At 36.0% G+C, this 21,643-nt stretch carries 16 protein-coding genes; 4 read left to right on the top strand and 12 right to left on the bottom strand.

Annotated features, from left to right (window positions below):
* Positions 1 to 33: 33 nt before the first annotated feature.
* The 5 genes from LNP81_RS16190 to LNP81_RS16170 form a co-directional block, all read right to left on the bottom strand.
* Positions 34 to 2,040, bottom strand: coding sequence for a heavy metal translocating P-type ATPase (locus LNP81_RS16190; RefSeq protein WP_230037575.1), 2,007 nt, complete (start codon positions 2,038 to 2,040; stop codon positions 34 to 36).
* 410 nt (positions 2,041 to 2,450) lie between these two features.
* Positions 2,451 to 3,734 carry an efflux RND transporter periplasmic adaptor subunit gene (locus LNP81_RS16185; RefSeq protein ID WP_230037574.1) on the bottom strand — a complete coding sequence of 428 codons (1,284 nt, stop codon included), beginning with the start codon at positions 3,732 to 3,734 and terminating at the stop codon, positions 2,451 to 2,453.
* A gap of 1 nt (position 3,735) precedes the next feature.
* A complete protein-coding gene (locus LNP81_RS16180) occupies positions 3,736 to 4,995 on the bottom strand; it encodes a TolC family protein (RefSeq protein ID WP_230037572.1) in 1,260 nt (419 codons plus the stop codon).
* A 13-nt stretch (positions 4,996 to 5,008) separates the two neighbouring features.
* Positions 5,009 to 8,158, bottom strand: coding sequence for an efflux RND transporter permease subunit (locus LNP81_RS16175; RefSeq protein ID WP_230037570.1), 3,150 nt, complete (start codon positions 8,156 to 8,158; stop codon positions 5,009 to 5,011).
* A gap of 97 nt (positions 8,159 to 8,255) precedes the next feature.
* On the bottom strand, positions 8,256 to 8,579 hold the full coding sequence (locus LNP81_RS16170) for a DUF6660 family protein (RefSeq protein ID WP_230037568.1): 324 nt from the start codon (positions 8,577 to 8,579) through the stop codon (positions 8,256 to 8,258).
* Positions 8,580 to 8,884: 305 nt separating this feature from the next.
* On the opposite strand from LNP81_RS16170, the gene LNP81_RS16165 reads away from it, so the two are divergent.
* Positions 8,885 to 10,006: a hypothetical protein gene (locus tag LNP81_RS16165; protein WP_230037567.1), complete on the top strand. Its 1,122-nt coding sequence runs from the start codon at positions 8,885 to 8,887 to the stop codon at positions 10,004 to 10,006.
* Between the two features lie 10 nt (positions 10,007 to 10,016).
* Positions 10,017 to 10,793 carry a porin family protein gene (locus LNP81_RS16160; protein ID WP_230037565.1) on the top strand — a complete coding sequence of 259 codons (777 nt, stop codon included), beginning with the start codon at positions 10,017 to 10,019 and terminating at the stop codon, positions 10,791 to 10,793.
* Here LNP81_RS16160 and LNP81_RS16155 read toward each other — a convergent pair.
* From LNP81_RS16155 to LNP81_RS16135, 5 genes are all read right to left on the bottom strand, one after another.
* Positions 10,790 to 11,383, bottom strand: a complete 594-nt coding sequence (locus LNP81_RS16155) for a chemotaxis protein CheB (RefSeq protein WP_230037563.1) — start codon at positions 11,381 to 11,383, stop codon at positions 10,790 to 10,792. The genes LNP81_RS16160 and LNP81_RS16155 overlap by 4 nt on opposite strands.
* Positions 11,365 to 12,174, bottom strand: a complete 810-nt coding sequence (locus LNP81_RS16150) for a CheR family methyltransferase (RefSeq protein ID WP_230037561.1) — start codon at positions 12,172 to 12,174, stop codon at positions 11,365 to 11,367. Before LNP81_RS16150 ends, LNP81_RS16155 begins: the two co-directional genes overlap by 19 nt.
* 7 nt (positions 12,175 to 12,181) lie before the next feature.
* On the bottom strand, positions 12,182 to 12,547 hold the full coding sequence (locus tag LNP81_RS16145; protein ID WP_230037559.1) for a response regulator: 366 nt from the start codon (positions 12,545 to 12,547) through the stop codon (positions 12,182 to 12,184).
* Between the two features lie 244 nt (positions 12,548 to 12,791).
* Positions 12,792 to 16,361, bottom strand: a complete 3,570-nt coding sequence (locus tag LNP81_RS16140) for a response regulator (RefSeq protein ID WP_230037557.1) — start codon at positions 16,359 to 16,361, stop codon at positions 12,792 to 12,794.
* A 15-nt stretch (positions 16,362 to 16,376) separates the two neighbouring features.
* Positions 16,377 to 17,591, bottom strand: a complete 1,215-nt coding sequence (locus tag LNP81_RS16135) for a hybrid sensor histidine kinase/response regulator (protein ID WP_230037554.1) — start codon at positions 17,589 to 17,591, stop codon at positions 16,377 to 16,379.
* Between the two features lie 301 nt (positions 17,592 to 17,892).
* Here LNP81_RS16135 and LNP81_RS16130 point away from each other — a divergent pair, with 301 nt between their 5' ends.
* Both LNP81_RS16130 and LNP81_RS16125 read left to right on the top strand, forming a co-directional pair.
* A complete protein-coding gene (locus LNP81_RS16130; RefSeq protein WP_230037552.1) occupies positions 17,893 to 18,741 on the top strand; it encodes an SDR family oxidoreductase in 849 nt (282 codons plus the stop codon).
* Positions 18,742 to 18,942: 201 nt separating this feature from the next.
* Entirely contained in the window at positions 18,943 to 19,206 is a 264-nt protein-coding gene (locus LNP81_RS16125; RefSeq protein WP_230037550.1) for a SemiSWEET family sugar transporter, read from the top strand.
* Positions 19,207 to 19,644: 438 nt separating this feature from the next.
* Here the strand turns inward: LNP81_RS16125 and LNP81_RS16120 are convergent, their stop codons facing one another.
* Together LNP81_RS16120 and LNP81_RS16115 are read right to left on the bottom strand one after the other, a co-directional pair.
* Complete coding sequence (locus LNP81_RS16120) at positions 19,645 to 20,475, bottom strand: hypothetical protein (protein WP_230037548.1); 831 nt, start codon at positions 20,473 to 20,475, stop codon at positions 19,645 to 19,647.
* A gap of 780 nt (positions 20,476 to 21,255) precedes the next feature.
* Positions 21,256 to 21,594: a hypothetical protein gene (locus LNP81_RS16115; RefSeq protein WP_230037546.1), complete on the bottom strand. Its 339-nt coding sequence runs from the start codon at positions 21,592 to 21,594 to the stop codon at positions 21,256 to 21,258.
* Positions 21,595 to 21,643: the final 49 nt, after the last annotated feature.

Raw genomic sequence — 21,643 nt, 5'->3', positions numbered from 1 at the left:
AATTGGGATTTTGTTTTATTTGAATGAAATAATTTAAAACTTCATTTTCTGAATTCTCACGGCATTTAATATTGCCAACAACGCTACTCCAACATCGGCAAAAACAGCTTCCCACATTGTGGCAAGTCCGCCGGCACCCAAAATCAGTACAAAAGCTTTTACGACAAAAGCCAGGGTAATATTCTGCCATACGATTTTTTTGGTTTGTTTCCCGATATTGATGGCCATCGCAATTTTACTTGGTTTATCATCCTGAATCACAACATCGGCCGTTTCGATCGTGGCATCACTTCCTAAACCTCCCATTGCGATACCTACGGTGCTTAAGGCGATAACAGGAGCATCATTTACACCATCGCCCACAAAAGCTACGGTTTCGTTTTTGGCCTTAATCTCGTTGATTTTATTCACTTTATCTTCCGGAAGCAAATCTCCAAAAGCATTTGCGATGCCTAATTTATCCGCAACAAATTGCACTACATTGGTTTTATCACCGCTTAGCATGGTAACTTTAACGCCTAATGCTTTTAGTTTGCTTACTGCTTCCTGCGCATCTTCTTTAATTTCATCTGCAATAGTCAAATATCCTGCGAACTTATTATCGTATGCAATGGCAATCGTGGTGTAAACAACCGAATTTGGATCAATATCATATGAAATGTTGAATTTATCCATCAATTTGAAATTCCCCACATGCAATTCTTTTCCGTTGATTTCGGCTTTTAAACCATGTCCGGAAATTTCTTCTACGTTTTTCAATTCGACTGAAGCATCAATCTTCCCTACATGATTATGAATTGCCGTTGCCACAGGATGTGTACTCTGACTTTCGAGAACATTAACGAGTTTCAGAATCTCAACTTTATCAAAACCTTCCTGAATAATAACTTCCTGAACTTTAAAAACACCTTCGGTCATGGTTCCGGTTTTATCCATCACCACATTTTGAATGGTTGAAATACTATCGAGAAAATTACTTCCTTTAAACAGAATTCCGTTTTTACTCGCCGCGCCAATTCCTCCAAAATACCCTAACGGAATACTGATGACCAAGGCACAAGGACATGAAATTACCAGGAATACCAAAGCTCTGTACAACCAGTCACTAAAGACATAATTGTCTACAAAAAGCCATGGCAATACACAAATCGCAATCGCCAGATACACCACGATTGGCGTATAAATCTTGGCAAATTTTCGAATAAACAATTCGGCAGGTGCTTTTTTAGTGGTTGCGTTTTGTACCATTTCTAAAATTTTAGAAAGTTTACTATCACTATAAGCGACTGTTATTTTTACCAGTGCAACGGTATTTCCGTTGATCATTCCCGCCAAAACAGTTTCTCCTTTTACTTTGGTATCCGGTTTACTTTCTCCCGTTAATGCTGCGGTATTAAACGAAGCGGTATCAGACAACAGTTCTCCGTCAAGACCTAATTTTTCTCCGGCTTTCAGCTGTATTATTGATCCTATCTTTGCATCAGCTGCTTTGATTATTGTGGCAATGTTATTTTCTACAATACTGACCTCATCCGGACGTTGATCCAATAAACTTTTAATATTAGATTTGGCACGGCTTACCGCCAGTCCCTGAAAGTTTTCTCCAATAGTATAAAACAACATTACGGCAACACCTTCGGGGTATTCGCCTATTGCAAAAGCGCCTATTGTTGCGATACACATCAGAAAAAATTCCGAAAAGACATCGCCTTTTATAATGCTTTCATACGCTTCTCTCAAAACCGGAAGTCCAACCGGTAAATAAGCCACGATATACCAGGCAATTCGAACATAACCCGTAAACCAGGTCTGCGGGAAATAATTGTCAAGCCCAATCCCAATAAGCAATAAAACAAACGAGATTATCGCTGGTAAAAATAGTTTAAACAAACCGCCCTCAGCATTATGTTCATGATCGTGACCGTCTCCGTGATCGTGTCCGTCATTATCAGAATGAACGGGTTCCTCATGTGAGCAACAGCAGGCGGATTGTTTTGTTTTCTTTTTTGTTATTTTTTCTTCTGTATGTATATGTTCCATAAAATGAGTTTCAAGTTTTATTTGTTTCAAGTTTAAAGTTTTAAACTTTGTTTAAATATGTTCTAAATTTACGGATTTTGAGTCAATTGTTTATAGGTAGCGTTTTATTTTAATCTCGCAAAGACGCTGAGTCGCAAAGTTTTTTAAGTTTCTTTTGATTTCAGTACTATAAATTGAATAGCCTCCAGTTTTAACTGGAGGGTTCATTAAACCAATTTGAAAGGCTTTAGCCGAAATGTGTATTTGGCTAAAGCCATTATTATTAGCTCTTTTAATTCCCCTAGCTAAAGCTAGGGGCTAGACAATTAATCAACTTAAAAAACTTTGTAAACAATAGGAGTCGCAAAGTAATAGCTTTTGGAGCTAAGCTAAAAAAACTTAGCATCTTAGTAACTTAGCACCTAAAAAAATTAGTGACTATGCTCTCCCCCGCCTTTCATGGCCGAAAGCAGATAAAAAGCACCTTTGGTCACAATCTTAGCTTCCTCATCAATCTTATCTACAAATTTTACTTCGGTAAAGCCTAAATCTGTTGTTCCGGGAATTACTTCAATGGCTTTAAAATGAATTTCCTTTTCGTGCACTGCGCCTTTTTCCTCTTTTCCTTCTTCATGTTGATGGTCGTCTTTATGATCATCTTCCTGAACAAAAACAAAATACTTATCTGCATTTCGCACTACGGCATCTTTTGGCAATGCCGGCACGGTGGCATTTATGATATTGATATTGGCCGAAACATACATTCCCGGAATCAGTCCTTTTGCATCATCTGATTCGATTTTAGCATGAACGGCAACGGTTTTACTTTCGTTAGAAAATGATTTGTTGATTCCGAATATCTTTCCTTTTATCGATTTATTCGACTGATTTGTCAGTACAAAATCAATCACTTGTCCGATCGAGATAGAACCCAAATCTTTCTCGTACACATTCAGATCCAAATGCATCTGGCTATTATCAACCACTTCAAATAATGTGATTCCGGTTTGTGCGTACGCTCCTTTTGCAATTTTGATGTTCCCCACATAACCGCTTATTGGCGCTACAATGGGTACCAGCGAAGTACTTCCTTTTGTGCTTACATGCAAAGCATCCAATTTGTTTTTTGCTGCCTGCGCTCTCGCTCTTTCTGCTGCCAATTTTGATTTTACTTCCTGAAAAACTTTTCTTGGGTTTACATTTTCATCGCTTAAGGTTTTCTGGCGATTGTATTCTAATTGCAAATATTCAATATTGGCTGTAGCCGAATGATAATCTTCCTGCATTTCGATCACTTCCAGATTCTGAATCGTAGCCAGAACTTTTCCTTTGTTGACATAAGTGCCTTCGAGAACAAAAATATCCTTCACGGTTCCTCCTATCAAAGTCGAAACTTCGGCAGAGTTTTGCGGCGGAACTGTGGTATAACCGTTGGCTTTTATGACTTTATTTAAGTTTCTGTTTTCTACAAATCCAGTTTCAATCCCGACAGTTTTATATTGAGATTCGTTTAAAGCTACTTCTGTTTGTGAACTTTCTTCTTCCTGGGGTTCTTCTGCTTTCTTTTCATTGCAACTTACTATTATAACCGCAAGGCACGCAAAGACAGAAAAGCGCAAGGCACGCAAGGAAATTAAACTTTGCGACCTTTGCGATAAAACTTTGCTCCCGATAGCTATCGGGATTGCGGTTAAGTTTTTAACTATATTTTTCATTTTAATTATTTTTAAGAGATGGAAATTGAAGTTCGATAGCACTTTGATTAAAAGTATGGGTTGCTTCTGTATATTGCTTTTTAATATCAATTGCCTGATTCAAAAAACTGATGTACGCCCAATAACTCATATCGCCATTGGCATAACTTTTTTGTGCCGTATTGATGATCTGATCTGCGTATTGCAATCCTTCTTTTTGATAATAATCTAATGCTTTTTGCTGTTTCTTGAAATTATTTTCTAATTCTTGTCTTTGCAGATTGAGCGTTAATTTATTTTTATCTAAAGCCAATTGCGATTGCGAAATACTAATCGCCGAAGCCTGGGCTCTGGCCGTATTCACGCCTCCAAATAACGGAATTTGCAATCCGGCAGTAAATCCCTGATACAACGATTTGGTGTCGATGGTTTGGGCAAAATAACCCACTCCTATTTTCGGAATTCGCATGGCTTTATACGTATTGGCTTCTTTTTGAGAAACCGAAATCTGCTGTTGGTAATAATCGGTTATTAGACCTTCTGCTTTCGAATTTCCTGCTTCTTTTAGCATCGTATATTGTAACGCTGTTTTGTCATCGGGAACTATGTTTTCATTAGTCTGAACAAAAAATTGCAACTGCTTTTGGTAAATCGCCAAATCATATTCTAATTGTGCTTTTTGCGTTTCGATCTCTTTTACTTTCGCTTTAGCGCTAATAACTTCAATATTCCCGCTTTCTCCGGTTTGAAAACGCAGTTCGGCATTCTTTAAGAATTTGGTATAAATATCATTCAATTCCGAATTCAATTTCTGAATCGAAACGCCGTATAGATATTGGTAATACGACAACGTAACGGCTTTTTCAATTTCGTAAGCAGATAAAGCTTTTCGTTTTTCGGCCAGTTTTACCAATTCTTCCTGCAATTGACGATTGGCTTTGGTGATACTTCCCATCGGGAAAAACTGCTGAACCGAAACGTTGTGGTCGTAATCGGCACTATTGAATTGTCCGCCCTGATATTGTACCTGCAATGGTTCGGGCTGAAATGCTGTTTTCTTTAGAACCGTTTGCTTTTCTATTTCTTTATCGGCTATTTTTAAGTCGATGTTGTTTGATTTAGCAAGTTCTATGGCTTTTTCTAAGCTGATTTTTTCTTGTGCTGATATATGCGTGGTGGCTAATAGTAATGCAATTAACCGCAATCCCGATAGCCATCGGGAGCAAAGGTTTTTCGCAAAGTTCGCAAAGGGGTTTGCGATTATTTTATATATTGAATTCATGTTTTTTGATCTTTTAATTTTCATTGCGTTCTTCGCGTAAATCTTCGCGCTCTTTGCGGTTAAACTTCTCCAGCATTAAATACAAAATCGGTAAAACGATCAGCGTCAATAATGTGGCAGAGAAAAGTCCTCCAATAACCACAGTTGCCAAAGGTTTTTGTACCTCTGCTCCTCCACTCGTTGACAATGCCATTGGTAAAAACCCTAAAGAGGCTACGGCTGCGGTCATTAAAACAGGACGTAATCTGGTTTTGGTTCCTATTAAAACTCTTTGCAGCGGATCTAATATTCCTTCTTTTTTAAGCTGATTGAAATACGAAATCAATACAATTCCGTTTAAAACCGCGATTCCGAAGAGGGCAATAAAACCAATTCCTGCCGAAATACTAAACGGCATTCCGCGCATCCAGAGGGCAAAAACACCACCAATGGCAGATAACGGAATGGCGGTAAAAATTAATCCTGCTTGTTTGAAACTTTTAAAGGTGAAATAAAGCAATACTAATATTAATCCTAAAGCGATTGGCAACGCTATCGAAAGTCGTTTGGTAGCTTCTATTAAATTCTCAAACTGTCCGCCGTAGGTTACGTAATAACCCGCAGGAAGTTTAAAGTTCTTATCCAGCTTTTGCTGAATTTCCTCAACTACACTTTTTATATCACGGCCACGAACGTTTAATCCAACCGTGATTCTGCGTTTTCCGTCTTCACGAACTACTTGCACCGGACCTTGCTCATAATCTACTGTGGCGACTTGAGAAAGCGGTACTTGTTGCCCATTTGGTAGCGGAATAAACAAATTACTCACATCGGTAATATCGGCGCGATTGTCCTGATTCATTCGCACTACAACATCAAATCTCTTACTTTCGTCGTAAATTTTTCCGGCGCTTTCTCCGGCAAATGATGAACGGATAATTCTGTTGATATCAGAAATATTTAATCCGTATAAAGCGATTTTATTGTAATCGTATTTTATCGTAATTTGAGGTAAACCGGTTACTTTATCGGCTTTTAAATCTCCAATTCCTTCAATGCTTTTTATCTTCGAAATTAACTCGGCAGCTTTAGCATCCAGAATTTCCAGATCATCACCAAAAATTTTGATGGCAATATCACTTCGGCTTCCGGTCATTAATTCGTTGAAACGCATTTGTATAGGCTGCGAAATCTCAATATTGGCACCCGGAATGACTTCCATTTCTTCTTTCATGGCATTGGCCAATTCTTCCCAATTGTGATATTTTCTTCCCCATTCTTTTTTGTCTTTTAGAACAATAATCAAATCCCCGCTTTCAATAGGCATTGGGTCTGTAGGGATTTCTCCGCTTCCAATTTTGGTTACGATCGTTTTGATCTCTGGAAATTTCGCTTTTAATATTTGCTCGTATTTTGTGGTCGTTTCTACCATCTGCGTAAGCGAACTTCCGGTCATAATGGTGGCATTTATAGCCAAATCGCCTTCTTCGATCGTAGGGATAAATTCTCCTCCCATACTATTAAAGACAATTAATCCGAAGGCAAATAAACCAACTGATATTCCCAGAACAATCTTTTTAAATTGAAGTGCTTTTTCTAGTAATGGTGTATAAAAGGCCTCTAAACGAGCCATCATTCTGTCGCTGAAATTTTCTTTGTGTTCTGTATTTTTCGATAAGAATAAAGCGCTCATCATAGGCACATAAGTCAGCGAAAGGATAAAGGCTCCAGCAACTGCAAAACCTACGGTCATTGCCATGGGTTTGAACATTTTTCCTTCGGTTCCTATCAAAGCGAGGATTGGCAGATACACGATCAGAATGATGATTTCTCCAAAGGCTGCACTGTTTCTGATTTTCGAAGCCGAATTGTAGACTTCAACATCCATTTCGCTTTGCGATAATTGTTTTTTTCGTTTCAGTTGCTGCAAATGATGCATCGTAGCTTCGACAATAATAACGGCTCCGTCGACAATGATTCCAAAGTCAATTGCGCCCAAACTCATTAAATTTCCGCTTACGCCAAAGGCATTCATTAATATAATAGCAAAAAGCATAGCTAACGGAATTACCGAAGCTACAATTAAACCGGCACGAAGATTACCAAGAAATAAAATCAGGACAAAAATCACAATCAAAGCTCCTTCTAGTAAGTTTTTGGTAACGGTTCCCATCGCATTATCGACTAGTTTTCCTCTGTCAATAAAAGCTTCGGCAACAACACCTTCGGGCAGACTTTTATTAATCTGAATCATTCTTTCTTTGATTCGATCTACAACGGCGCTGGAGTTTTCACCTTTTAACATCAAGACCATTCCGGAAACTATTTCTCCTTTTCCGTCTTTGGTCGATGCTCCGTAACGTAAGGCAACGCCTTCGCGGACTTCGGCAACATCGCGGACTAAAACGGGAGAACCATTTCGGTTTTTTACTACCACATTTCCAAGATCATTTATTCCCTTTGCCATCCCGACACCGCGAATAAAATACGCTAATTGGTCTTTTTCGATATAAGCACCGCCTGTATTTTGGTTGTTTTTTTCAAGTGCATCAAAAATCTCTGTAATCGTAACGCCCAAGCTATTTAGGGTATTGGGGTTTACGGCAATTTCGTATTGTTTTAGCTTTCCTCCCCAGGTACTTACATCTGCAACGCCTTTAACGCCTTGCAATTGCGGAATAATAATCCAATCCTGAATGGTTCTTAGTTTTACCGCATCGTATTTGTTTTCATAACCTTTTTTGGCATACACATCGTATTGGTAAATTTCGCCTAAACCTGTGGTAATAGGCGCTAATTCAGGTGATCCTGCATAATCGGGAATGTTTTCTTCGGCTTGTTTTAAGCGTTGAAAAATTTGTTCCCTTGCCCAGTAAATATCGACATCGTCTTCGAAAACAACGGTAACAACCGATAATCCGAAACGGGAAATACTGCGGAGTTCTATAATATCCGGAACTGTTTTCACGGCTTGCTCGAGCGGATAAGTGATTAATTGTTCGACTTCCTGACTGGCCAAAGTAGGCGCCGTTGTGATGATTTGTACCTGATTATTGGTAATATCAGGCAAAGCATCCAGTGGTAAGTGTTTGAGCGAATAGCTTCCCCAAGCTATTAATACAAGGGTAAATAGCAGTATAACGAACTTATTCTTTATACTGAATTGTATAATTTTATCTAACATTTTAAGGGTATAATGACGTGAGAAATTAGACAAAGTTTTGTCTATTACTTCTGTGGAAAATCCACAACTCTCTAACCTGAACTTAATCAGGCAATCATTATGCTATTTGTGGGGGTTGCCAAATACTTCCGTAGAAATTGGAAGCAAAAACCGAATTGTAGTTGGGTAATGGTATCGAAATGATAGTATGCTGTACAGGAAATTCAAAAATTACAGCAGTCTGATAACTTAAAACCTGCGCACCACAACAGTTACAAGCGCAAAAAGGAGAACATAAATCATTGTCTTTATCATGGGTATGATTTGCTTCTGATGAAAATTGTGCGGTTTTATGAGCAGCACTATTTACCTCCATATCTGCACAAGGCATATTGGAAAGCGCCATTAAATAAATCGACAATATGATTGTTATCCATTTCACAACACAAAAGTAACATTTATTTCTATTATAAAAATCTAAATATTTGAAAATGATGTTTGTAAAAAAGATAAACTTTCTGAAAATTCATTCAAAAAAAAATCTCCCTTTCTTAAAAAATATTGTAATCGGTAAGAAAATTTATTTAACTTTAACAATAATTAACATATAAATTAAGTTCATCTCTTTAGAACCTAATTCCTTATTCGCCTATAATACAAAAAGATAAGCCAAAATCCCTCAAGAATACATTAGTACCTATTTATTTTACGCAGTTCTATTAATTAACATTTATAAAACCGAAATCAATGAAATATAATACACTACTATTAGCCTTTTTATTATTCTTTAGCATACAAATTTTTGGACAAGTCTACACCGATAAAATCGTAGGAGAAAAAAATCAGGAACTAAAAGACAGTCTCTCTACTGTAAAATATCCTTATGCCCTACCTATTTGGGGAGAAAAAGTAGCACAAAAAGGATACAATCTACCCTATTCTGCCGGACTTTCGATAAATTACTTTTGGCAGGATTCTGAAATCAACATTACAGACTTACAGGTAGGTTTTAATAATGGTCCTTTATATAATTTAGACGAAATTGTTCGTTTTGATAAATCTTCTGTCGAAGTTGGCGCCCTTACCATTAGACCTGATATCTGGCTGCTTCCGTTTTTAAATGTCTACGGAATTTTTGGAAAATCAAATCCAACTACTAAAATAAACGCGGGAATATGGATTCCTGATGCGGATAATAACTGGTCGCAAGTAGCGAGTTTTAATACCAAAGCCAATTTTAGCGCTACCACATTTGGATTGGGGTTAACCCCAACTATTGGTATTGGCGGTGGTTGGCTGGCTCTGGATATGAATATGTCCTGGAGCGATGTTAGTGCACTGGACAAACCTGCTTTTTCTTATATTTTTGGGCCAAGGCTGGGGAAAACTTTTAAACTTCGTAAACCCGAAAGAAATATTGCGGTTTGGGTAGGTGGTTTTAGAGTTCATATTGAAGGAAATACTCAGGGAAATATTGCTTTATCTGATGTTTTAAATCTGGATGGTGCTCAGCAAAAAGTAGATGACGGCTTGACAAAAGTATCTGAAAACCAATCAAAAGTGGATACCTGGTGGGACGGATTGACGGCAACTCAGCAAAAAAATCCGGCAAATATTGCCAAGCACGATACGGCGAACAGGGCATTACAATCAGCAGGGAATTTTTTAAATACTCTTGATGGAGCTTTGAGTACTGCCGAATCATCCACAGTACAATATTCTTTGCATAAAGCGCCAAAGGATATGTGGAATTTTATTGTAGGATCTCAATTTCAGTACAACAAACATATTATGTTTCGTGTAGAAGCTGGTTTTTTAGGAACCCGTACACAGGTTTTAGGTGGTCTTCAGTATCGTTTTGGACTTTAAACCCAATTATATGAAAAAAGGTTTATTACTTCTTATCGTTTTCTTTAGCGTTACATCTGCACATTCGCAAGTTTTAATTTCCTTGATTTTTGGAGATAAATTAAATTCTCCTTTCCTGGAATTTGGACTCGAAGGCGGCGTGAATTTTTCTGATATTTCGGGTCTTGAATCTTCGGGAACTAATGCGGGTTTTAATCTTGGTTTTTATTTTGACATTCGATCTAAACAAAATCCTGCCTGGATGATCAATACGGGAGTAATTGTAAAATCGCCTATGGGTGCGCACTCAATTCCGGTTTACTCGTTGAACGATGTGAATCTGGATAATACTTTTGCGGGCGGAAGTGTGAATCGGGAAATCAGGTATTTTAATGTTCCTATTTTAATTAAGTATCAGTTTAAAAATAGAATATATCTTAAAACCGGACCTCAGTTTGGTTTATTGGCTAAAGCTTTTGATGAATTTAAACAAGAAGTTGATAAGGATGATGTGATCTACAAAAAGAATATCCGCGATCAGATACGGGTTCTTGATGCTGGTGTGGCATTTGGTGCAGGTTATCATATGAATGTAGGTAACGGCTTAAACGTTACGGTGCAATACTATTATGGCCTTGTTCCTGTAATGAAAGGTGACGGACCTAATGTGTACAACAGATCTTTGTATCTAACGGCTGGAATACCAATAGGTAAAGGAAAAGCAGCGCAAAGAAGGGCCGAAAAAGAAGCGGAACTGAATAAAGTGGTTCTTCCTGAAGATGAGGAAAAAACGAAGCCTAAAAATTAATCCTGCGGACTATTTATTAAAGTTATTAATCGAAGGATTTCCTGATTCGTAAGCACAAAATCCGGTGTTGTATTTAAAATCGCATTATGAGGCATAAAAGGCATCTCGGCCACGGTTGGGTTTTGTACCACAACGGTTCCTTTTGCTGCCTGAATCGCTTTTAATCCCTGAGTTCCATCTGTATTCGAGCCTGATAACAAAATTCCTACCAGAGAAGATCCGTAAATTTCTGCCGCAGATTCAAAAGAAACATCGATACTGGGACGGCTATAATTGATTTTCTCTGAAATATCTAACGAAAGTGTCTCGTTTTTTTCGAATAATAAATGATAATTAGAAGGCGCAACATAAATAAAACCTGGTAAAAGAGGCACTTTGTCCTCGACTGGTTTTACTGTTATACTTGCCTTGAGCGCAATAAGTTCTTCTAATGTCTGATCATCGGTACTTTTGCGATGCAAAACAATTACGATCGCAAAATCTTTTAATTCTGGCAACTCAGGTAAAATTTGCATTAAGGCATTTAAACTCCCAGCAGATCCTCCTATAATTACTACTTTACAATTTGATATTATTTTATCTTCCTCCATATTTTCTCTTTGTCCAGCTGTTTGTATTTACTCATTGATATAGAATATTTTATAGTTTCTTTTGTACCTAAAGCTAAGAAACCTAAAACGGCCAGACTTTCATCGAATAAATTAATGACCCTTTTTTGAAGATCGTTGTCAAAATAAATTAAAACATTACGACATAATATGATATCAAATTCGTTAAATGAAGTATCTGAAACTAAATTATGTTGTGAGAAAACCATCTTTTCGGCCAGTTCTTCATTAAACTTGGCAATGCCGTAATTGGCAATATAGTAATTCGAAAAATCTTCTTGTCCGCCTGCATCACGATAGTTTTCCGAGTATTCTTTCATCATTCGTAAAGGAAAAATTCCTTTTTTGGCCGTTTCTAAAACCGTGGCATTAATATCTGTTGCATAAATTAAGGATTTGTGCAATAAACCGGCTTCTTTGAGCATAATGGCCATCGAATAGACTTCTTCGCCTGTAGAACATCCTGCATGCCATAATCTGATAAAAGGTTTGGTGCCTAATAATGGCAATATTTCATTTCTAAGCACGGCATAAAAAGCAGGGTCACGAAACATCTCGGTTACATTAACCGTGATTTCGTCGACCATCCTTTTATAATATTCAGGGTCATAACGAACTCTTGAAAGAAATTCATGAAAATGAGTAAATCCGTCTAAATGAAATAGCCTGTTTACCCGTCTTTTTAATGAAGCTCTTGAGTAGCTTCCAAAATCAAAACCATAATATTCATAAACATCATTAATAAGCGTTTCTAATTCGATATCCTCAATCATACTTCCTTCACATTTTGCTCAAAATAAGCAGTAATTTATCTACATCAACAGGTTTTGAAATATAGGCATCTGCCCCAGCCTCAAGACATTTTTCTTTATCTCCCGTCATCGCCTGCGCTGTTACCGCAACAACATAAGTTGATCGCCTGTTAGGCAATGCTTTTATCAACGGAATAGCATCATAGCCATCCATTTCGGGCATCATCATATCGATCAGGACAGCATCAATTTGTTCATCAGTACTCAATAATTTCAATGCCTCTTCGGCACTTAAACAAGACAAACAATCGAATGATTTTGCACGTAAAGTGTGTTCTAAAGCAAAAATATTTCTAGAATCATCATCAATAATTAAGAGTCTTTTTTTATTCATTTCGTCCACTTTTTATTTGGTTTATTTTTTTTGTAACGAATTATTTTTTTAAGTTTTTTATTTCAAAGATTAAAACATTTTTGTTTCACGCAGATTTTACAGATTAAAGCAGATTTAATTTTAGATTTTTATTAAATTAATCTGTGCAAATCTGCTTGAATCTTTTTAAATCTGCGTGAAATTAGCATCAAATAATCTGCCTGAATTATTTTAATCTTTGGCTAACTTTTTCTTTGTAATCTATTTATATCTTATCATACAGCCACACTCGCAATAACGAAAGCAACTGATCAATATCGACCGGTTTGGTAATATAATCTGATGCGCCTGCTTTGATACATTTTTCCCTGTCTCCTGTCATTGCTTTTGCTGTAACGGCAATAAGTGGTAAATTAAGGAATTTAGGCATGCTGCGAATTTTTTCGGCCGTTTCGTAACCGTCCATGTTAGGCATCATCATATCCAGTAAAACAATATCAGTATCTGTGTGTTCTTCCAAAATTTTGATGGCTTCTTTACCATCAAAGGCTGTAATTACATTCATTTTAAAAACTTCTAATGCTTTTGTCAACGAATAAATATTACGAACATCGTCATCTACAATTAATACCTTTTTATCGTGCAGGATATTATTTAGTAAATTTAGCTTTTTATGGCTTTCTTTTTTGTCTTTTGGGTCTTTTTTATCTTCAACTAAATGTAAAAAAAGCGAAACTTCGTCTAACATTCTTTGGTAAGAATGCGCCGTTTTTACAATAATCGAATCGGCGTATTTTTTAATTTTTACTTCTTCTTTCATCGATAAACTTTTTCCTGTAAATACAATTACCGGAAGGTTTTCTAATCCCGGAGATTTCTTAACGCCATCAAGAATTTGATACGCATGTTTGTCCGGAATTCCCATATCAAGAATCACACAATCTACTTCGGTTTTATTCAAAGCTTCTAATCCTTGCGAAACTTCGCTTTTTATTTCTGAGTTAATATTATACGTTTCCAGGAAATAAGCCAAAGCTTTTGCATGTTTTGGATTATCTTCTATAATCAAAACTTTTTGCGCTTCTTTATTTATGATATGTTCGATTCGTAAAAATACATCCGGAATTTTCTCGAAAGCCACCGGTTTGTCTAAGAAATCTACTGCTCCTTTTAGTAAACTTTCCTGTTTTAATTTGTGCGATGACATAATATGAACCGGAATATGTTTGGTAGCTGAATGATTTTTTAATTCTTCTAAAACTTCCCAACCACTTTTTATCGGCAATTCTATATCTAATAAAACACCAACCGGATTATAAAGCAAGGCAAAGTTTAAAGCATAATCTCCACGTACAGAAACTACTCCTTTGTATCCTTTTTTTCGGGTAAATGTCAAAAGCGATTTAGCAAAATTAATATCATCTTCTACAACCAGAATTACTTTATCTCCAGGAACAATTGAATCTCTGTCGTCTTCGATTTCATCCGGAATAAAGGCACTTAAATATTTGTTTTTTACAGGTGGTTTTTCCTCTGCTTCTAATTCTGTAAATTCTGTTGGCGGAATTTTCTCTACATTAATTTTATGAATTGCAGATCCAAAAACCGGTAAACATAAAGTAAACGAACTTCCTTCATTCTCCTTACTATGCAATATAATTTCTCCGCGAAGCAGTTTCGCCAATTCACGGCTAATCGACAATCCTAAACCAGTTCCTCCGTATTTACGTTTGGTAGAACCATCGGCTTGCTGAAACGCTTCGAAAATTAAAGGCTGTTTCTCTAACGGGATTCCAATTCCGGTATCTTTTACGATGAAACAAATAATTTTGTCATCGTCTGTATTAATTTTAATTTCTAAAGTTACTTTTCCTTTTTCGGTAAATTTAATGGCGTTTGAAATCAAATTTTTAAGAATTTGTTCTAAACGCATTTTGTCTGTTTTAATGACAACCGGAGCGTCTTTTGCAAGAATTTCAAATTCAATTCCTTTTTCTTTCGCTACCAGATTAAATAAATTCCATAAAGTATCTGTGATTTCTTTGGTCGAAACATCCAGGAATTCAAGCTCCATTTTACCGGCTTCAATTTTAGACAAATCAAGAATTTCATCAATCAATCCTAACAAACTATTTCCTGAACTCTGGATTACTTTGGCAAACTCAATTTCTTCTTCGACCATGCTTTTGTTATTATTTTCAGATAACAAACGGCTTAAAAGCAAAATAGAGTTTAAAGGTGTTCTTAATTCGTGCGACATATTCGCCAAAAACTCTGATTTATAACGAGTTGTAAGTTCTAAAGCTTCAGATTTTTTCTGGATTTCATTATTTTTTTCTTCCAGTAAAACACTTCTTTCAGACAATTCTTCGTTCGTTTGCTCTAATTCTTCCTGCTGTACACGCAACTCTTCTTCAGAAGCCTGAAGTTTTTCTGTTTGCGCTTCCAATTCGGCATTAATAGCTTCAAGTTCGCTGTGCTGCACCTGAAGTTCTTCTGACTGAGATTTGGTTTCTTCCAGCAATTCCATCACTCGTTTTCTGTTTTGAGTCGATTTAATGGCAATTCCTATATTATTAGAAACACTTTTTAGAAATTCTAAATGCAGATCCGAAAATCCGTAAATACTCGCCAATTCTATTGCACCTTCGATTCTGGTATCCAATAACGGAACGGCTACAATATGTGTTGGTTTTATTTGCCCTAAAGCATAATTTATCTGAATATCATCTGGAGATAAAGCTTTTAGTTCCAGAATTTTTCCTGAAATAATGGCCTGACCAATCAATCCTTCCCCTTTTTGCATGCGCTCACGATTTTTGCTTGGAATGTAGCTATAACCACCGGCAACAAAAAGTTCATTATCTTCTAAAATGTACAAAACTCCCGCGCTGCTATTGGTATATTGGCACACAAATTCGATCACATCTTTGGCTAATTTTTGCATTGGTTTATCGCCCAGCATTACATTATTAAGATTTGCAATACCGGTTTGAAGCCATTCTTTTTGAGATAATAAATCGAAAGAGCTTTTTAAGGAAACTCCCATACTATTTAGAGATTCTCCCACACTTCCTAAAGCATCGGCCTTGTTATCATCTACCCTGATATCATAATTTCCATTTGAAATATTACTCGCAATAGAACTGATCGCTTCGATTCTTTGCGCAGTTTCACGGTCTTTTTTCTCTAATTCATTTTGAAGTAAAGCACGTTCGTTGAAATCTTTCAAAATTCTGATCAAAAAGACAATCGAAATAAAGAAAGCAATTATAAAAGCAACGATAATCAGGACAATGCTGTAAGTACCATAACGCTCTGAGTTTTCGTTGCGTACTTTTAAAAGGTTTTGTTCTGTACTTTCGACCGTTTTTATTTGCGCTCGTAAATCACTCATCATATTTCGACCTTCGGTAAGATCAAATGTAGCAGAGTTTTTCCCGAGACGTTTTTTTACAATTTGATTGTTCAAGTACTTAAAAAAGTTTTCTCGCAGCTCTTTTAGCTCCTTTAACTGCATTTGTTGCGACGGATTATCAACTGTAAGTTCTGCAACCTTGTCGAAAAAAACTTTAGATTTTGCCTCAGCATCATTGTATCGGTCTACAAATTGTTCGTCGCCCGCAATCAAATAGCCACGCATACTGGTTTGCGCCTCAGTAATTATAGCCGAACCTTCGTTAAGATTATAAATAACCTCTTGAGTATGGTTTACCCAGGAATTACTGTCTAACAAGCTTTTTATACTAAGAAATGAGGCCGTGGAACTGACCATTAGCACCAATAATGACACTAATGAACTGATTAACAAATTTCTTTTAAAATTACTCTTCATGTTTTTTGGTTATATTTATTCGTATTTTAAAGGGAGGATGATAATAAAGCTTGCGCCCTGTCCTACCTGACTTTTTGCCGTAATTAATCCGTTGTGTTTTTCTATGATTTTTTTTGCAATTGCCAATCCTATTCCGGTTCCTTCGTATGACTGGCGATCGTTTAAACTTTGGAAAATAATAAATATCCTGTCCAGATAAATTTCATCAAAACCAATTCCGTTATCTTTTACTGTAATTCTGCAAAATTTCCCTTCCGGGGAAGTTGGACTCTCAAACGATTTATCCAAAATGATTTCCGAAGTTATTTCGATTAAGGGATGTTGCGAATTTCCGGAGAATTTTAAGGCATTCCCTATCAAATTCTGAAAAACCTGCCTTAGTTGACTCGGAATACTATCTATCGTAGGAAGTTCATTCGATTTTATAGTAGCGTTTTTTCTTTCGATTAAATAATCAAAATCAGATAAAACTTCCTGCAGTACCACATTCAAATCTGTTACTTCGGGTTTTACCTGCGACGATAATCTTGAGTAAGCCAATAAATCGGTAATTAAAGTCTGCATTCTTTCAGCCGATTTTATGGTACGATTTACATAATCAACTGCCTTTGCGTCATCGGCCAGATAAAGTTCTTTGATGATTTTTATAAAGATTTGGATCTTTCTTATGGGTTCATTTAAATCGTGCGAAACTACCCAGGAAAATTGCTGCAGTTCGTGATTTTTCATCTCTAATTCTTCGTTTTTCAAAACCAGTTCTTTGGTTCTTTCAGCGATTTTAATTTCGAGATTATCCTGAGCTTCTTTTCTTATGATAATCTCTTTAGAAAGAAGTTCTTTTATGCCTTTTAATTCTCTTTGCTGTTCGTATAGTTTTAAAAAGGTTTTTACTTTCAAAATCAGCAAATCACTGTCGACAGGTTTGGTAATGTATTCGACAGCTCCGGTTTCATATCCTTTAAAAATATACTTTTTTTCGATATTAAGCGCCGATAGAAAAATAACCGGAATGTCTTTGGTTCGTTTATTACCCGAGAGAATTTTCACGACTTCAAAACCGTCAAGTCCCGGCATCTGAACATCCATGATGATCAGGCAATAATCTGTCTTTAAAATTTTTTTAAGGGCTTCTTCACCAGACTCGGCAGTATCTACATCAATATCATGTAGCTCTAATGTTTTCTTCAAGGCAATAATATTTGCCTTTATATCGTCAACGATTAATACCATACTGGTTGGGGGAGTAAAGTTTTATTGAATTAAAATTTGTTTTTAGTTTGAAAATTACTTTGAATATCTCATTTAAAACATCTGATCCTATTTTAAATAACGACAGTCAAACCTTCAAATTTATAAAAAAAAAAGAAACAGCACTTTTATTGAAAATTTAATTCGTTACATAATTCCCATGTTCAATATTCAAATTATATAACGCTTCTTTATTGCGATAATCTTAAATTTCTTTCGGTTAATGACTTGAATTATCATTAACTATTTTAGGGTCAGATTAATTGCTTTAAAATTACAAGTTATGAAAAAGACGAAAACATTTCCCGAACAAAAACAAAACCTTCCGGGCAACGAACATCTAATGCATCCGGAACCTGAAGTAATAAGAGAAAACTATGTTGGAAGCGGAAAACTTTTAGGAAAAGTAGCTTTTATAACCGGAGGCGATAGCGGTATTGGACGAAGTGTTGCCGTACATTTTGCCCGAGAAGGTGCCAATATTGCCATTGTTTACCTTAAAGAAGACAAAGATGCCAAAGATACCAAAGCACTAATTGAAAAAGAAGGGCGAGAATGCCTGATTATTAGTGGAGATTTGAAGGATGAGAAATTTTGCAAAAGTGCCGTAAAAAAATGCCATACGCACTTTAAAAAACTAAACATTGTAGTAAATAATGCCGCAGTACAATTCCCTCAAACCGAACTGGAAGACATAACCGCCGCACAACTTCATAAAACATTCGAAACCAATATATATCCTTATTTTTATATTACAAAAGCCGCGCTTCCATTTTTAGAAGAAGGCGATACTATAATCAATACAAGTTCAGTCACAGCGTATCGCGGCAGCGAACATCTTGCAGATTACGCCAGTACAAAAGGTGCAATTGTAAGTTTTACCAGATCATTATCGACCATGCTTGCCAGGAAAAAAATCCGTGTAAACGGAGTAGCTCCCGGCCCAATATGGACTCCGCTGATTGTGGCGAGTTTCGATAATTTATCTGATTTTGGAAAAGACAATCCAATGGAAAGAGCCGGTCAGCCCTCTGAAGTTGCTCCGGCTTATGTATTCCTGGCTTGCGAAGACAGCAGTTATATCACCGGACAATTTATTCATATTAATGGCGGTGAAATGATTGGGGGATAGTTTTAAAAAAAAAGATGCTAAGTTGCTAAGTCTTTAAGTTACTAAGCTTTAATTCATGCACTTAAAAAAAAATCAGCCACTTAGTATCTCAGAACTTAGTAACTCAAAAACAAAAAAACTTTGCACCCGATAGCTATCGGGATTGCGAGATTAAAAAACTCAGCAACTTAGAAACTTAGTAACTCAGTAACTTAAAAAGAAATGAACTTAATAGATATTGTTGGACTCTTCGCCGGAACCTGTGTTACAATATCAGTGGTTCCGCAGATTATTAAAGTCTGGAAAACTAAAAAAGTGAAACAAATATCACTTAAAACCTTTGGTATACTCACTTTCGGGATTTTGGTTTGGATTATTTATGGCATTTTAAAAAAAGATTTGCCTATCATAATTACCAACAGCGTCTCGTTATGCCTGAATTTGATTATGGTGTATTTTATTATTTATTATGAGAAAGAGAGTTAGGATTAAAGGTGCTGAGACTCTAAAATACTGAGATTCTAAGATGCTAAGGTTCTAAGTTTTTCTTTTTGCCACGAAGGCACTAAGTCGCTAAGCTTTTTCTATTATAAATTACAAAGACTCAAAATAAAAATCCGCGCCAATCTGTGTTTTTGCGAAGCAAATCCGTGTCATCCGTGGCCTATTTTTATCTAATTCTAAGATACAAAGCTTGTTTAAGTTTACATCATAAAAATCCGCGTCAATCCGTGTTTTTGCGAAGCAAATCCGTGTCATCCGTGGCCTATTTTCATCTAATTCTAAGACACAAAGCTTGTTTAAGTTTACATTATAAAAATCCGCGCCAATCCGTGTGCCATTTACCACAATTCAAAACATAAAAAAAACAGCTCGTAGAAAAGCTGTTTTTTTTTCGTAAAGAAGTGGTATATATAATGCTTATTAGCTAGCTAATTTTTGATTGAATGGCTTATATGATAAATGGTATTTTTCTTTAAAAATACGTGGCAAATAGTGTCGGCTGGCTAATCCTGCAGCACTAATAACTTCAGAAATATTCATTTGCGAAATTCTTTTAATCTCATTAATTTGTCTTGCTGCTAAATTTACAATAGGATCAAACGTACTCATGTAATTGTAACTATGTTGGGCTATCTCCATCTCGATAATCTCTTTCAGAATTAGTTTTTTAAGCAAGTTTCTAACAATTCCCTGTTGAGGAAGTGTTTTTAATTCCTGCCATTTTTGAGCGATTTTCAAATTCCCGGGTCCTACATAAATATAATTTCCTGACTCGTTCATAAACCTTTTCTTCAATTGTGTCATCATTCCAAAATTCTGATCTTCAGCAGAAACCGTTGTCGGAATTCCGATTAGAGAAAACACAATGTGTTTATGGCTTTCAAAATACAAAACACTATTTATAACTGATGTATTGCTTAAAACCCCGGTTTGGTTCTTTTTAAGGCTTTTTTTATCACCATTAGCACCAAAACTATGTGCTAAATTCCCGTTCTCGCAATAAGCAAAAAGTACCGGAGCAGATTCAAAAGCTTCTACACTTAAAGAAACATCTTCATTAAATACAAGGTCAAAATGCATGTGAGATATTTTATTTTCAAAACAAACACCACTAATAGTTCCTTTTGCCCATTTTGACTTAAAAGTCAGGCTGTATTCGTTATTATTGGCTATTAATTCACCGTTAAAACTATCTTTAAGATCGTTAAAAATAGCATTAAATCCTCCTGTATTTAAGTAAAGTTTTTTCATAATGACTTGATTTTAATAAACTGGTTCGTACTTATTTACGTACAAAACATAACTTTGGTTTTTTATCTTATTTTGATAATTCAAATTTCAGAAATATTGTTAATCAAAGCTTTATACAATTTCAGTCAGATATTTCATAATTATTACAAGGGCTGTTTTTTACCTCGAAGACATTTTGTTTTTTGCCACGAAGGCGCTAAGGCACAAAGTTTATTTTGAATAGGATTGTCAAAATTTCTCGCAAGTTTTTTTTGAATTTGGATTGTAAAAATCTCTCGCAAAGGCGCGAAGTCGCAAAGAAAAAAACGAAAAGAAAAATCAAAGCTTTGCGACTTCGCGCCCGGCCACTATCGCAGTTTCATTAAGTTAAGCTTTTAGAAAATAAAATTATTGCAAATCAAATCCGTTTCTATCCGCGTTTTTACGAAGTAAATCTGTTTTATCCGCGTCAAAATTAGACGCTGATTTCACTGATTCGATAAAGCGAAAACGCGGATAAAAACGGATTTTTATAATTACTTTCTTGATTAAACGGTTAAGTAATTTTATAGATTTTTCCTTAACTTAATGACATTGGCCACTATCGGGATTGCGAGATTAATTACAACGTATAGCAATTAAATTCTTTGCGCCTTAGCGCCTTAGCGGCAAGAAAAAAACTTAGATCCTTAGCCCCTCAGCAACTCAGAACCTTAAAAAAAAACAAAAGCAGCTGCCCCGGATAAATCCGGAACAACTGCTCCCCAGCAAAATAAAAAAATACTAATCTATTTTCTTTTCTTATGTAAGTTCATTGATATCGGCGTTTTTGGCATAATTTGCCTTTGGGATATCTTTAAAAAATTCGGCTTCTTCAAGGTCTGCCGTTGGGCCATAACCTATTAAATGTGTTCCTTTTATCTGATCTTTTGTCTCGATTACATACAAAATTGACATATCATCCGGATCACTCATTCCTTCGTAACGGTGATGCGCTACAATAAAAATTTCATTGGGCTGATAAGCATATTTTGTTTCGGAGTCTAACAAGGTCCCTGCATCGAATAAAAAATTAGAAGTATAACCTTCGTCCTGATATTTTTTGATATAGTCGGTTTCGTGTTTTTGCTCTTTTTTCATGACTTTATTGTATTAAGATTTTTTCAAATCTATTGTTAATTCAAATTTC

The organism is Flavobacterium piscisymbiosum (assembly GCF_020905295.1).
Lineage (GTDB): Bacteria > Bacteroidota > Bacteroidia > Flavobacteriales > Flavobacteriaceae > Flavobacterium > Flavobacterium piscisymbiosum.
Note: the sequence above shows the minus strand (reverse complement) of the source record. Positions and strands in the feature narration are given on the sequence as shown.

What these genes read in the sequence shown, in the direction of transcription:
- LNP81_RS16190 (WP_230037575.1), bottom strand. Translation starts at nt 2,040, where the DNA reads ATGGAACATATACATACAGAAGAAAAAATAACAAAAAAGAAAACAAAA.
- LNP81_RS16185 (WP_230037574.1), bottom strand. Translation starts at nt 3,734, where the DNA reads ATGAAAAATATAGTTAAAAACTTAACCGCAATCCCGATAGCTATCGGG.
- LNP81_RS16180 (WP_230037572.1), bottom strand. Translation starts at nt 4,995, where the DNA reads ATGAATTCAATATATAAAATAATCGCAAACCCCTTTGCGAACTTTGCG.
- LNP81_RS16175 (WP_230037570.1), bottom strand. Translation starts at nt 8,158, where the DNA reads ATGTTAGATAAAATTATACAATTCAGTATAAAGAATAAGTTCGTTATA.
- LNP81_RS16165 (WP_230037567.1), top strand. Translation starts at nt 8,885, where the DNA reads ATGAAATATAATACACTACTATTAGCCTTTTTATTATTCTTTAGCATA.
- LNP81_RS16160 (WP_230037565.1), top strand. Translation starts at nt 10,017, where the DNA reads ATGAAAAAAGGTTTATTACTTCTTATCGTTTTCTTTAGCGTTACATCT.
- LNP81_RS16155 (WP_230037563.1), bottom strand. Translation starts at nt 11,383, where the DNA reads ATGGAGGAAGATAAAATAATATCAAATTGTAAAGTAGTAATTATAGGA.
- LNP81_RS16150 (WP_230037561.1), bottom strand. Translation starts at nt 12,174, where the DNA reads ATGATTGAGGATATCGAATTAGAAACGCTTATTAATGATGTTTATGAA.
- LNP81_RS16145 (WP_230037559.1), bottom strand. Translation starts at nt 12,547, where the DNA reads ATGAATAAAAAAAGACTCTTAATTATTGATGATGATTCTAGAAATATT.
- LNP81_RS16140 (WP_230037557.1), bottom strand. Translation starts at nt 16,361, where the DNA reads ATGAAGAGTAATTTTAAAAGAAATTTGTTAATCAGTTCATTAGTGTCA.
- LNP81_RS16135 (WP_230037554.1), bottom strand. Translation starts at nt 17,591, where the DNA reads ATGGTATTAATCGTTGACGATATAAAGGCAAATATTATTGCCTTGAAG.
- LNP81_RS16130 (WP_230037552.1), top strand. Translation starts at nt 17,893, where the DNA reads ATGAAAAAGACGAAAACATTTCCCGAACAAAAACAAAACCTTCCGGGC.
- LNP81_RS16125 (WP_230037550.1), top strand. Translation starts at nt 18,943, where the DNA reads ATGAACTTAATAGATATTGTTGGACTCTTCGCCGGAACCTGTGTTACA.
- LNP81_RS16120 (WP_230037548.1), bottom strand. Translation starts at nt 20,475, where the DNA reads ATGAAAAAACTTTACTTAAATACAGGAGGATTTAATGCTATTTTTAAC.
- LNP81_RS16115 (WP_230037546.1), bottom strand. Translation starts at nt 21,594, where the DNA reads ATGAAAAAAGAGCAAAAACACGAAACCGACTATATCAAAAAATATCAG.